We start from the raw sequence: 13839 nt of genomic DNA on the forward strand, positions 1-13839 counted from the left end.
ACGTCAGATTTCGCCCACCGCCTCCACGAACACCGGCCCGAGCTCGAGCACCAGCGCCGACACCGCGCCCGCCGGCTGCCACGTGATCGACTCCGTGACGATCTCCGGTCGATCCGAGGCCGGAGTCCACCGCTCCACCACGCGCGCGTCGAGATCGACGATCCAGTACTCGACGCCGTACCGCTGGTACCGCCCGCGCTTCACGACGCGGTCGAAGCGCGCCGTGCTCGGTGACAGCACCTCGACGAACAACAGCGGAAACCCGATCTCGGCTGCGTCGCGAGGTGACCGTCCCTCAACGAGCGGCAAGATGAAGACATCCGGCTGGACGAGTGTGAAGGCGTCCAGTTCAATGTCCCCCGGTGCCATGAAGACGGCACCGATGCGCTGTGCACGAACGAAGAGGTCGAGTGCGCGCCACAACGCGCCGACCATCGCCTGATGCGCCAGTCGCGGCCCCGGACTCGCCAGCAGCTCGCCATCCACACACTCGAACCGCTTCCCCGGTTCGTCCGGAAGCGCACGCACGTCGTCCGCCGTCCAGCGGCGCGGGGTGACTGCAGGCATGGCCATGCGATGCTCGGCGAGCGATGACAGGGGCAAGCTCACATGGGCGACGATAGCACCGCCGCGCCCCCAGACCGTCACCGAATTCACGCAGCAGTGCGCGCAGTGTTGCCGACACTCACGAACGCCGTCGCCACCACCCACGCCATCCCGGAAGCCCAGCGCCCCAGCTAGCTTCCCTCGGCTGCAGTCCAACCGTCCTGGACAGCACTCCGCCTTCCGCCCCATGCTGTCCGCTCTCCTCGCTATCACCCTCGCCGGCACACTCGGCCTCCCGGCCGACACCCTGCCCGCTGCCCCTCCGACGCCCGCTGACGCCGTCTATTCCGGGCGCGCCGGCCAGCTCGAGGTGAAGGCCCCGCGCGTGGACAGCAGCACCATCATCGTCGACGCCCAGTTCGATGAGGCCGACTGGAGCCGCAGCGCGCTGCTCACCGGCTTCACCACGTACAGCCCCGTGGACGGCCGGCCGGCGCAGGACTCGACGCAGGTCCGGCTGCTCCACACATCCAACGCGATCTACCTCGCCATCCGCGCCTGGGCCCCCGCCGGCACCGTCCGCGCGACGCTCGCCGAGCGCGATCGCATCAACAACGACGACTGGGTTGCGGTCCACTTCGACACCTTCAACGACCGGCGGCGTGCCTTCGTCTTCGCGGTGAACCCGCTCGGCGTGCAGGCCGACGGCATGCGCAGCGAGCAGTCGGCCGGCCCCGGTGTCTCACGCGCCTCGCTCACCGCCGCCGACCTCACGCAGGACTTCGTCTGGCAGTCCAAGGGACGCGTGCTGGAGGATGGCTACCAGATCGAGGTGCGCATCCCGTTCAAGTCGATGCGCTTCCAGATGGGCGGCGCACAGGACTGGGGCCTGCAGGTGGTGCGGCAGACGCAGCGCAACGGGTTCCAGGTCACCTGGGCACCGACCTCGCGCGGGCGGCAGTCGTTCGGCGTGCAGGCGGGCTACCTGCGCGGCATGCGCGACATGCGGCGCGGGCTGGTGCTCGATGCCACGCCCGTCGTCACGTCACGCACCAGCGGGGCCCCCGATTCCACTGGCAGCACCGCCGCCTGGCGCTACGACACGCGGCACCAGGCCGGGGCCGACGTGCGCTGGGGCGTGACCAGCAACTTCACGCTCAACGGCACCGTCAACCCCGACTTCTCGCAGGTCGAGACCGACGTCGGCCAGATCCCCGGCGACCCGCGCTTCGCACTCTTTTTCCCCGAGCTGCGTCCCTTCTTCGTCGAGGGCAGCGAACAGTTCGATGCCCCGAACCGCCTCGTCTACACGCGCCAGATCGTGAAGCCGGTGGTGGCGGCCAAGCTCACCGGCAAGATCCCGCACACCGACATCGGGCTGCTGTCCGCCGTCGATGCGCAGGAGTACAGCACCGACGGCGCGACGAATCCCATCTTCAACATCCTGCGCGTCCGTCGTGACATCGGCGATGAAAGCACGGCCGGCCTGCTGCTCACCGACCGCACCGAGGGCGCGCAGTACAATCGCGTCGGCGGCGTGGACGCGCGCATCCAGTTCCGCCGCGTCTACAGCATCGAGGCACGACTCCACGGCAGCCAGACCCGCGACACCGTGAGCACGCTGCGTGGCAGCATGTGGGAGGCGAACGCCGGCCGTTCTGGCCGCTCGTACGGCTTCCGCTACGGGCTGCAGGGCATCTCTCCCGACTTCCAGACGCGCGTCGGGTTCGTCCCCCGCACCGACTTCGTGCGCGGCCAGGTCAACCAGCGCTGGACCCGCTTCGGGCGGCGCGGCGGCTGGTGGGACCAGCAGCAGAACTTCCTGACCGCCACCACGCTCTGGACCTGGGACGGCTTCCGCGACGCGCAGGTGCCGCTGGAAAACATCGTCTCGATCGACAACACCATCACCATCCGTGGCGGCTGGAAGATCGGCGTCAGGCCGGAGCTGCAGTCCATCGCCTTCGACCCGCGCCGCTACGACGACCTGCGCGTGGTGCAGGGTGGCGACACCGTCACGTTCACTCCCGGGGAACGGCACGCCATCGGCACCGTCGAGCTGGCGCTCACCACGCCGCAGTGGCGGTACCTCGGTGCCACCCTGCTGTACACCGGGGGACGCGACCCGGAGTTCTTCGAGACCGCCACGGTGGACCGTCGCAGCCTCGACCTCGCGATGGACATCCGCCCCAGCCGGCAGGTGCGCGTCGGCATGCTGCTGCGGTACCAGCGGTATGAGCGCGTTCGCGACGGGACGCGGTTCAGCGAGCAGGTCGTGCCGCGGCTCCGGCTCGAGTACCAGTTCACGCGCTCGCTCTTCCTCCGCTTCGTCGGGCAGCTCGAGTCGCGGCGGCGCGACGCGCTGCGGGCCCCCGCCAGCGAGGCCCCGCTCCTCCAACAGGACTCGCTCGGCACCTGGCAGCCCATCGCCGCGCAGCAGAGCCTCCTCGCGCGGGCCGACTGGCTGGTGCAGTACCTGCCGTCGCCGGGCACGGTGGTGTTCTTCGGCTACGGCAACTCGCTCGATGCGAGCCTCAGCAACCGCCCCGGCGACCTGCGGCGCGCCGCGGATGGCTTCTTCCTGAAGGTGAGCTACCTGTTCCGCGCCGGCGTCAAGCGGCGTGACATGTCCGGGCCGAGCTGAACGCACCGCCGCGCGCTCAGCCGACGCGCCGGTGGCATGAAATCGAAGTTCAGATGGCACGCAGCCGGGTTTCACGCCACTCGTGGCGTGTAATCGAAGTTCGGATAGCACCAAGCCGGATGCGGCGCCTGGTTGGCCAGGCGAAAACCGCAGCAGTACCGGCGGTATTGCGAGGATCTTCAACGCCGCCAGCCGGGATGCCCCGACCGGCGACTGATTCCGGAACTTCGACTACACGCCACTAGCATTCCCCCCATGTCCCGCACCAGTGACGTCGTCATCTGCGGCGCCGGAATCGCCGGCATCGCCACCGCCCATGCCCTTGCCATGCGCGGCACCACCAACGTCACCCTGGTCGACGAGCGCCCGCCGCTCACGCTGACCAGCGACAAGTCCACCGAGGCGTACCGCAACTGGTGGCCCGGCCCCGACGACGCGATGGTCCGCTTCATGAACCGCAGCATCGACCTGCTCGATGCGTGGGCTGATGCCAGCGACAACCGCTTCCTGCTCAACCGGCGCGGCTACGTCTACGCCACCGCGAGTACTGACACTGGCGCGCGCTTCGCGGCCGACGCGCGGCTCGCATCTGCGCAGGGCGCTGGCGACGTGCGCACCTATCGCTCGCTGGACGAGGCGCGCGCCTACCAGCCAAGCGCCCACGCCGGTTACCGCGATCACCCCACCGGCGCCGACCTCTTCGTCGATCACCACGCCATCCGCGCACACTTCCCGTGGCTCGCGGAGGACATCGTCGCCGTGCTGCATGCGCGGCGCTGCGGCTGGATGAGCGGGCAGCAGCTCGGCATGTACCTGCTGGACGAGGCGCGCGAGCGCGGCGTGACGCTGCTGTCGGGTCGCGTGTCGGCCGTGGATGTGCGGGGCGGTTCCGTTCGCAGCGTGACGGTGGCGTGTACCGATGGCACCACCACCAGCATCGCCACACCGGCGTTCGTGAACTGCGCCGGCCCGTTCGCGAAGCAAGTCTCGCAGCTCATCGACGTCGAGCTCCCGCTCTTCTCCGAGATGCACCTCAAGGTCGCCTTCGAGGACACCCTCGGCGTCGTCGATCGCAACACCGGGCTCGTGATCCTGGACGACGCGCAGCAGCTCGAGTGGACCGACGAGGAACGCGCCGACCTGGCGTCGGACGACACCACCCGCTGGCTGACCGAGGTGATGCCCGCCGGCATCCACCTCCGCCCCGAGGGATACCGGCAGAACCAGACGGTGTTGATGCTCTGGGACTACCACAGCACCCACCGCTTCGACGTTCCGGAACTGCCGCTGCCCGAGGACACCTTCTATCCCGAGGTCGTGATGCGCGGCATGGTGCGCCTCGCCCCCGGCCTGGCGCAGTACCTCGACCGGCTGCCCCCCGTCTCCGTGGACGGCGGCTACTACACCAAGACGGCCGAGAACCGCCCACTGATCGGGCCGCTGCCAGTGGCGGGGGCATTCGTGCATGCGGCGCTGTCCGGCTACGGCCTGATGGCCGCACCGGCCGGCGCGGAGCTGCTGGCCGCGCACATCGCCGGCGGCTCCCTGCCGACGTACGCGCCGGCGTTCCGCCTCGATCGCTACCACGACCCTGCCTACCAGGCCATGCTCGCCGACTGGGGCTCCACCGGTCAGCTCTGAGCCCGGTGGGTCCGCCCCCCGAGGGGAGCGTGATTCCCACCTTGCGCGTAGACTGGAGACAGGGCCCCTGCCACCTCCAGCGCATCCCGCCATGCACCGACCTCTCCGCGCCGTCGTGCGTGCCGCCATCCTCGGCAGCACGCTGCTCACCACCCTGACGCCGCAGCGGTCGCTGACGGCCCAGGCGCTTGCCGGCGGCATCGATCCGCGCGCCACGCAGGCACTCCGGTTCCGCAACATCGGCCCCTTTCGCGGTGGTCGCGTCACCACCGTCACCGGCGTGCCGCAGCGCAAGCGCGAGTTCTGGATGGGCGCGACGGGCGGCGGCGTGTGGAAGACCACCGACGCCGGCCACAACTGGGTCAACGTCTCGGATGGCTCCTTCAGCACCGGGTCGATCGGCGCGATCCGCGTGGCACCGTCCAACCCTGATGTCGTGTGGGTCGGCACCGGCTCCGACGGCATCCGCTCCAACGTCATCGTCGGCCGCGGCATCTACCGCTCCAACGACGCCGGCAAGTCGTGGAAGTTCATGGGCCTGCGTGACGTCGGGCAGATCGCGGCGATCGTGATCAACCCGGCCAACCCCGACATCGCGCTCGTGGCGGCGCAGGGCGTGCCGTTCAGCAACTCCAGCGAGCGCGGTGTGTACCGCACCACGGACGGTGGCCAGTCGTGGCAGAAGGCGCTGTTCGTGAACGACAGCACCGGCATCACCGACCTCACCGCGAAGCCTGACGACCCGAACACGCTCTACGCCGCCGCCTGGCGCGGCGTGCGCCGGCCGTGGGCGATCATCTCCGGCAGCCGCGACGACGGCGGCATCTACCGTTCCACCGACGGCGGCACCACCTGGACGAAGCTCGGTGGCGGCCTGCCGACGGGGATCATCGGCAAGTCGAACATCGCCGTCTCCGCCGCCGCCCCCCGTCGCGTGTACGTGCTGATCGAGGCCGAGAAGCCCAAGGCGGGCGTGTACCGCAGCGATGACGCGGGGGACACGTGGACGCAGGTCAGCAACATGAACGCCCTGCTCCTCCGCCCGTTCTACTACACCAACATCGACGCCGACCCCACCAACGCCGACAACGTCTGGGTCCAGAACGAGACGATGTGGCGAAGCACCGATGGTGCGAAGACCTTTGCCGCGGTGGAGACGCCGCACGGCGACAACCACGACATCTGGATCAACCCCACCGATCCCGACGTGATGGTCCAGTCGAACGATGGTGGCGCGAACGTCTCCATCGACGGCGGGAAGACCTGGAGCACCCAGTACAACCAGGCCACGTCGGAGCTCTACCAGGTCTTCCTCGACGACCACTACCCGTACCGCGTGTACGGCGCGCAGCAGGACAACACCACCGTGATCGTGCCGTCATTGCCGCTCTTCAGCACCCGCCCCGACCAGCCGGCGCAGTACTGGATGACAGGCCCCGGCTGCGAAACGGGCCCGATCGTCCCAAGCCCGTGGAACGCGGACGTCGTCTATGGCGCGTGCAAGGGCCAGTGGTCGCGCCTGAACCTCGTCACCGGCCAGGAGCAGAACTCGTGGATCGGTGCGCAGTCACTCTACGGCAACGACCCGAAGGACCTGATCTACCGGTTCCAGCGCGTGGCCCCGCTGGACGTCTCGCCGCACACGAAGGGCGTGGTGTACTACGGCAGCCAGTTCCTGCACCGCTCCCGTGATGACGGGCTGACCTGGGAGCGCATCTCCCCCGACCTCACCGCGTTCACGCCCGAGACACAGGGCATCAGCGGCGGGCCCATCACCCGCGATGTCACGGGCGAGGAGTTCTACTCCACGCTCTACGCCATCCGTGAGTCGCCCATCGAGCCGGGCGTGATCTGGACCGGTGCGAACGACGGCCCGGTCCACGTCACGCGCAACAACGGCGCGAGCTGGACCAAGGTCACCCCGCCCGACCTGCCGCCCGGCGGCCGCGTGCAGCAGATCGACGTCTCGCGCCACCGGAAGGGCACGGCGTACATCGCCGTCTACCGCTACCTGCTCGGCGACTTCAAGCCGTACGCCTACCGCACCACCGACTATGGCCGCACCTGGACGCGCCTCACCACCGGGAGCAACGGCGTGCCCGACGACACGCCGACGCGCGTGCTGCGCGAGGATCCCGACCGGCAGGGGCTGCTCTACCTCGGCACCGAGTTCGGCTTCTACGTCAGCGCCAACGACGGTGCCTCGTGGATGCCGATGCAGCGCAACCTGCCGGTGGTGCCGATCACGGACATCAAGGTGCAGCGCCGCGACCTCGTCCTCTCGACGATGGGCCGCAGCTTCTGGATCCTCGATGACCTCACGCCGCTGGTGCAGTACGCCGATGCGAACCTCGCGAAGAAGGCCGTGCTGCATGCGCCGCGTCCCGCGATCCGCTGGCGTCACCAGGGTTCACCGGCCGGGCCGGGGGTGCCGGAATACCCGGCGGCCGGTGCCGCGATCGACTACTGGATCGGCAGCGCACCTGCCTCCGCACCGGTGCTGGAGATCCGCAACGCCCTCGGTGCCGTCGTGCGCAGCTTCACGACGGCCGCGGCGACACCGGCCGCACCCGGCGCCCAGGGGATGCGCGCGCCGCGGCGCGGATCGGCCGCCGCCACCGCCATCACCGACGTGATCGGCGCGAACCGCTTCACCTGGAACCTGATGCACGGCGCCACGGCCGGCGGCCCCGGCCCGATGGTCGCCCCCGGCCGCTACTCGGTGCGCCTGATCGTCGATGGCGACACGCTCTCGCAGCCGCTGGTCGTGCAGGCCGATCCGCGCGTGCGCCAGGATGGCCTCACCGACGCGATGCTGGTCGCACAGGAGGCACACCAGCTCGCGGTGCGCAGCGGCATCGAGCAGGCGCGCGCCACGCTTGCCCGCGCCCGCGACATCCGCACCCAGATGCAGTCGCGCGGGGCACCGATGGCCCGCGAGTCCGAGGACATCGTGCGTGCCCTCGAGACGGCCGAGGGCCGCTACCAGGCGCCGAAACTGCTCGCGCAGTTCGAGTACCTCTACAACATGACGCTCGGCGCGGACCAGCGTGTCCCCCGCGACGCCGCCTCGCGCCTCGTCACCCTCAACGCCGAACTCGCCGCCATCAAGCGGCGGCTCGACGCCCTCGCCCGCATCACCACGGCAGCCGTGATTCCGTAGGCGCGCGGAAGCAGTTGCTGTTCCCCCCATGCGCCGTTCGCGTCTCTGCGGCATGCAGTTCAGGATCGCTGGAACAGCTTCGACGCAAAGGCGCAAAGGACGCAAAGGACGCAAAGTGAAGATGAGGGGGGTGTAAGACGGGGATCGATGCACGAAGGCGGCGGTCACGGGATTGCGTGACCGCCGCCTTTTCGTTGTCCGCCCGCCCTACTGGTACTGGATGTACAGCGGCTTCGGCCAGAGGCGCAGCACCTCGCCCGGCACCATCATCCGCGAGCGTCCGCGCACGTCGTTCTTGTAGAACAGCTTGAACCCGGCGAACTGCACCGGCTCGTCGCGGATGTACGACCGGTAGCTGGAGATCTTCACCGGCGGGATGCCCCAGCCATCCATGTGCATCACCACCTGCACGTGCGGCTCGAAGCGGATGTTGCGGTAGTTCGTGATCATGGGCCGCGTGTAGCGGTGCACCACCAGCACCTTCGGCGGGAGGTTCTTCCGCTTCACGAGGTCCGCGAGCTGGTCCTGCACCCAGTTGATGTCCCGGGCATCGTAGGTGCCCACCCGCCGGCCGGGGTTCGAGCCGTCCTTCATCGAGAACTCGGCGTCGATGCCAAGGTGGACGTTCGGGCGCTCCAGCCACTTCATCAGCACGGGCAGCTCCTGCTGGATCGTGCTCTTCGCGACCTGGATGTCGAGGAAGACGATCGCGTTCCGGCTGTCGGCCCATCGGATGACCTTCGCGATCAGCGAGTCGCTCATCCGCGCCCGCCAGCGCCCATCGGCGCCGGCCGATCCCTGCGCCACGGTGGCGATCAGGTGCAGCGCCGGCATCACCGGCGTCGCCGGATCGGCGGTGCGCCACGCGGCGACCTCGCGGTCCAGGCGCGCCAGCATCGGCTCCGGGTCGAGCTCGCCGAGGATGCCCATGCGGCGCGAGAGCGGGTTGCCGTAGAACGCGACGATGCGGTGCCCGGGGAGCAGTGCACCGGCGGCATAGGCCGGCGTGCGGACGGGCCAGCGCGTGTCGCCGACCGAGTCGCGGTCCAGCGAAGCGATGGCGATGCTGTCGGACGCCGAGCGGCCACGGATGACCGGCGGACGCGGGCGGGGGCGCGGGCGTGGCGTGGAATCCGCGCGCGCCGGTGCGGCCTGAGGGCGGGTCGCCGTTCCACCCTGCTGCTGCGCGGCAAGCGGGATTGCAGTGGCCACGCCCAGGGCGAGGATCGACGCACATCGGCGCACGTCGGCACGAACCTTCAGGAACGGAAGCAGGGTCACGGCAATCGGCAGGGCTGGGGTGGCAGGTCGGAAGCCACAAGCCTAATGCTGCCTTGGAAAGCACTCCAGCGCAGGTCGCCAGCGCCGCGCCCTCTGCCCCCCGCGTGACTCTGTCCCCTTTCCCCCCATCCGACTCAGACCCCTTTGCACGAAAACGCTACGCCAGCCCCGCCGCCTCCGGTCCGCGCGCCGGCGGCGCAGCCAGCAGCATCTCCACGGCTTCCGCATCCGTGAACAGCCGCGACCGCGTCAGGAACCGCACCCCTTCCGGCGCCTCCAGCGAAAACCCGGCACCTCGACCCGGCACCACGTCGATCGTCAGCCGGGTGTGCTGCCAGTACTCGAACTGCGCGGCACCGATGTACACCGGCGTCGCCCCGTGGATGAAGCCCAGCAGCACGTCGCGTGCCCCGATCCGGAACTCGCCGCGCTGGTAGCACATCGGCGCGCTCCCATCACAGCACCCGCCCGACTGGTGAAACAGCACCGGCCCGTGCTGCGCCACCAGCCGGTCGATCATCACCGCCGCCTCCGGCGTGCAGTCCACCCGCTCCACCATTCGAACTCCTCCATCATCCTGAGACCGCAACGGCCTTGACGCAAAGGGCGCAAGAAGAATACTGCAAGATCGCGACGAAGGACTGGAATGGGCTCTCCAGCGGCGGCATCACCTCGATGCCTTTCCCAGGCGCTGTTGTCTGCGTTCGTGCAGTACCCCTGTGCGCCCTTTGCGTCAGGGCAGTTCACGTGTAGGAACCGGCGGGGCTCAGAAGAACCCGAGCGCCTTCGGGCTGTAGCTCACGAGCATGTTCTTCGTCTGCTGGTAGTGGTTCAGCATCTTCAGGTGGTTCTCGCGGCCGATGCCGCTCTGCTTGTAGCCGCCGAACGCTGCGTGCGCCGGGTAGGCATGGTAGCAGTTCGTCCAGACGCGACCGGCCTGGATGTGCCGGCCGAAGCGGTAGGCCGTGTTGATGTTGCGCGTCCAGACACCGGCCCCCAGGCCGTAGAGCGTGTCGTTCGCGATGTGCAGCGCATCCGCCTCGTCCTTGAACTTCGTCACCGAGACGACCGGGCCGAAGATCTCCTCCTGGAACACGCGCATGCTGTTGTTGCCCTCGAAGATCGTCGGCTTCACGTAGTACCCGTTTGCCGTCTCACCGTCCTGGTGGAAGCGCTCGCCACCCAGGCGCACCGTCGCCCCCTCGGCGCGGCCGATGTCGAAGTAGCTGAGGATCTTCTCCAGCTGGTCGTTCGACGCCTGCGCGCCCACCTGCGTGGCCAGGTCCAGCGGGTGGCCGAGCTTGAACGCCGCCACGCGCGCCGTCGCCCGCTCCATGAACGCATCGTAGATCGACTCCTGCACCAGCGCCCGCGACGGACAGGTGCACACCTCGCCCTGGTTCAGCGCGAACATGCCGAACCCCTCGAGTGCCTTGTCGAAGAAGTCGTCGTCCGCGTCCATCACGTCGGCGAAGAAGATGTTCGGGCTCTTGCCGCCCAGCTCCAGCGTCACCGGGATCAGGTTCTCCGAGGCGTACTGCATGATCAGCCGGCCGGTGGTCGTCTCGCCGGTGAACGCGATCTTCGCGATGCGGTTGCTGCTCGCCAGCGGCTTGCCGGCCTCGATGCCGAAGCCCTGCACGATGTTCACCACACCCGGCGGCAGCAGGTCGGCCACCAGCTCCATGAACGCCATGATGCTCACCGGCGTCTGCTCGGCCGGCTTCATCACCACGCAGTTCCCGGCCGCCAGCGCCGGTGCCAGCTTCCACGTGGCCATCAGCAGCGGGAAGTTCCACGGGATGATCTGCCCGACCACGCCGAGCGGCTCGTTGAAGTGGTACGCCACCGTGTCGTCGTCGAGCTGCGACAGGCTCCCCTCCTGCGCGCGGATGCAGCCGGCGAAGTAGCGGAAGTGGTCGATCACCAGCGGCAGGTCGGCGGCCATCGTCTCGCGGATCGGCTTGCCGTTGTCGATCGTCTCGATCACGGCCAGCGCCTCGAGGTTCGCCTCGACACGGTCCGCGATCTTGTTCAGGATCACCGACCGTTCCGCCGCCGACGTGCGACCCCACGTCTTGAACGCGGCGTGTGCGGCATCCAGCGCGCGCTCGATGTCCGGCGCCGTGCCACGCGCGACGTCACACAGGTGCTGGCCGGTGACCGGGCTGGGATTCGAGAAGTACTGCCCGTTCGCCGGCGGCGCATAGGCACCATTGATCCAGTTCTCGTACCGCGACCGGATCGGGATCGTCATCCGAAGCCGGGATGCTGCACTGGGGACGGTCGCAATGCCGTCCTGTTCGAGGGTTGCTGACATCGTGTGCTCCTGCGCGTGACAGTCGCACCGCCACGTCCGCGGTGCTGGACGCTGCTCACCGGTGAGCAGTTGTACGACCGTTACGGTACACGCGGGACCGGCATCCGCCAGAGAGCACACCAGCGCACTCGGCCGGATCACGCCACCACGAGTGAGCCGGTCGACTGCAGCGCCGTCACAGCACCGACATCCAACGCCATTTCTGGCATGTTCTTGCTATGGCAGCACCCCGAGTGCATCCAACCAGCACGCGCGCAGGCCGGAGGCCCCGGCTGCGCTCGGCTCGTGCGGGCTTCGTCGCCAGAACCACCGCTCCCCCTCCGGCGCCGTCATGCCGTGCCCCTGGAACGCGGCGTGTGCCTCCGCCACGATCGTCCCGCCGAGCCGCGCGGCGCGCTCGCGCAACTGCGCGTTGAACTGCAGCAGCGCGGCCGGCGGCACCGCATCGCCATCGCGCGCATCAGCAAACGTGCCAAGCCCGTCGGTCGGGTCAGGCAGCGTCGTCAGCACCAGCGTGAGGTCGTCGAAGCGTGCATGCAGCAACTCCGCGATCGCCAGCACGCCGCTGACCGCATCCCGCACGATCGCATCGCGGCGCGCCGGTGCGGGCTTCGTCGCGACGGCGCTGAGCAGGTCGATCGCCCCTGCCGTGAGCGTCACCAGGGTCGGCGACCCATCTCCCTCGAGCGTCAGCACCTGCTCGTCGAAGATGTCGCCGATGCTCGCGCCGTCCGTCGCCAGCCGCACGATCCCGGAACACCCGGTGAGCGACTGCAGGTCCAGGCCGAGGAAGTCCGGCCAGCGCTCGTCGTCATTGCTGAACAGCAGCGAACTCGCGCCCACCGGCGGCACGTCACCGCTGCGCGCGTCGCGCTCCAGCGCCACGCTCACGTCGGCCACCTTCAGGTCCAGCGCCGGCGTCAGGTCCGCCGAGAGGCCGTCGCCAAGCGAGATGTATCGCGCGAACTCGCGCCCAACGTGCCGGCTCACCCGATCGTCGCCGGGTCGATGCCCCGCGTCAGGAAGATGCGCGCCACCGCCTCGCCGATCTTGTTGTTCGGCGTGCTCGCGCCGGCCGTGATTCCCACCCGCACCGGCCCGCTCGCAGGCATCCAGCCGGCGCGCGTCGCCTCCTCGAAGTGCAGCCCGATGGGCCGGTAACGCACGACACCCGTCCCGGGATCGATGCCCTCGGCGTCCTCCACGTGGTACGTCGTCACCTTGTCGGCACAGATCGCCGCCAGCGACATCGTGTTGCTGGAGTTGTAGCCGCCCACCACCAGCATCACGTCCAGTGGCTCCTGCAACAGCTCGTCCACCGCATCCTGCCGGTCCTGCGTCGCCGAGCAGATCGTGTCGAAGGTGCGGAAGTTCGCCTCGCGAAAGGCCGCGCCGTGCGCCCGCGCCATCGCCTGGCCCACCTCCTCGCCGATCGCCAGCGACTCACGCGCGAGCATCGTCGTCTGGTTCGCGACGCCGATGCGGTGCAGGTGCAGGTCCGGATCGAAGCCGGGCGACGCCCGGTCGGCCGCGAAGGTGGCCAGGAATGCCTCCCGGTCCCACCGCCCCTCGATGTAGTCGCACACGAGGCGCGCCTCGGCCATGTCACGCACCACCAGGTAGCGCCCCTCGGGGAACTTCTGCACCTGGGAGGCGGTCGCCCGCGTCTCCTCGTGGTAGTGCTTCCCATGGATCAGCGACGTGAAGCCATCCCGTGCATAGCGCTCCACGCGCTTCCAGACGTTCAGCACCGAGCCGCAGGTGGTGTCCACCATGATGCACCCCAGCGCCCGCAGCGTCTCGAAGTCCTGGATCGTCACGCCGAATGCCGGCAGGATCACCACGTCATCCGGCTGCACCAGGTCGTAGTCGAAGCCGGTGCCCTTCGCCTGCAGGAACGTGATGTCCATCTCCCGCAGCTTGTGGTTCACGTGCGGGTTGTGGATGATCTCGCCGGCGAGGAACACCTTCCGGTCCGGGAACTTGCGCCGCGTCTGGTACGCGTACTCCACGGCGCGCTCCACGCCGTAGCAGAAGCCGAACTCCTTCGCCAGCCGCACCGTCACGTTGCCCGCCGTGAGTGTGTACTCGCTGGCGCGCAGCAGGTCCACCAGGCGGCCGGTGTAGTCGTCGGCGAGGGTGTCCTGCACATCGGCCTTGAGCCCGAAGCCCTTCCGGTAATACGTCTCTTCGTCGGTGGATGACATGGCCGGAATCTACCAGCCCCGCCCACCGCCCACCGCC

9 protein-coding genes are annotated in these 13839 nt (G+C 69.0%); 3 read left to right on the top strand and 6 right to left on the bottom strand.

Annotated elements, in window-relative coordinates; translation table 11 throughout:
• Positions 1 to 3: 3 nt before the first annotated feature.
• Positions 4 to 573, bottom strand: a complete 570-nt coding sequence (locus IT355_16525) for a Uma2 family endonuclease (GenBank protein MCC7054879.1) — start codon at positions 571 to 573, stop codon at positions 4 to 6.
• Positions 574 to 793: 220 nt separating this feature from the next.
• Between IT355_16525 and IT355_16530 the strand changes: the two genes are divergently transcribed.
• From IT355_16530 to IT355_16540, 3 genes are all read left to right on the top strand, one after another.
• Positions 794 to 3190: a carbohydrate binding family 9 domain-containing protein gene (locus IT355_16530; GenBank protein MCC7054880.1), complete on the top strand. Its 2397-nt coding sequence runs from the start codon at positions 794 to 796 to the stop codon at positions 3188 to 3190.
• A 255-nt stretch (positions 3191 to 3445) separates the two neighbouring features.
• Positions 3446 to 4831, top strand: a complete 1386-nt coding sequence (locus IT355_16535) for an FAD-binding oxidoreductase (protein ID MCC7054881.1) — start codon at positions 3446 to 3448, stop codon at positions 4829 to 4831.
• 91 nt (positions 4832 to 4922) lie between these two features.
• Positions 4923 to 7994 (top strand): hypothetical protein, encoded by a 3072-nt coding sequence (locus IT355_16540; GenBank protein MCC7054882.1) that lies wholly within the window; start codon positions 4923 to 4925, stop codon positions 7992 to 7994.
• Positions 7995 to 8201: 207 nt separating this feature from the next.
• Here the strand turns inward: IT355_16540 and IT355_16545 are convergent, their stop codons facing one another.
• The 5 genes from IT355_16545 to IT355_16565 form a co-directional block, all read right to left on the bottom strand.
• Positions 8202 to 9212 (bottom strand): hypothetical protein, encoded by a 1011-nt coding sequence (locus tag IT355_16545; GenBank protein ID MCC7054883.1) that lies wholly within the window; start codon positions 9210 to 9212, stop codon positions 8202 to 8204.
• A 220-nt stretch (positions 9213 to 9432) separates the two neighbouring features.
• Complete coding sequence (locus tag IT355_16550; GenBank protein ID MCC7054884.1) at positions 9433 to 9831, bottom strand: DUF779 domain-containing protein; 399 nt, start codon at positions 9829 to 9831, stop codon at positions 9433 to 9435.
• 210 nt (positions 9832 to 10041) lie between these two features.
• The gene (locus tag IT355_16555) at positions 10042 to 11595 is read right to left on the bottom strand and encodes an aldehyde dehydrogenase (protein MCC7054885.1); all 1554 of its coding nucleotides are present in this window, start codon (positions 11593 to 11595) and stop codon (positions 10042 to 10044) included.
• A gap of 216 nt (positions 11596 to 11811) precedes the next feature.
• Positions 11812 to 12585 carry an SGNH/GDSL hydrolase family protein gene (locus IT355_16560; GenBank protein ID MCC7054886.1) on the bottom strand — a complete coding sequence of 258 codons (774 nt, stop codon included), beginning with the start codon at positions 12583 to 12585 and terminating at the stop codon, positions 11812 to 11814.
• Entirely contained in the window at positions 12582 to 13802 is a 1221-nt protein-coding gene (locus tag IT355_16565) for a 4-hydroxy-3-methylbut-2-enyl diphosphate reductase (protein MCC7054887.1), read from the bottom strand. The genes IT355_16560 and IT355_16565 overlap by 4 nt, the downstream gene beginning before the upstream one ends.
• Positions 13803 to 13839: the final 37 nt, after the last annotated feature.

The sequence above is a fragment of the Gemmatimonadaceae bacterium genome, assembly GCA_020851035.1.
In the GTDB taxonomy this organism is placed as follows: domain Bacteria; phylum Gemmatimonadota; class Gemmatimonadetes; order Gemmatimonadales; family Gemmatimonadaceae; genus JACMLX01.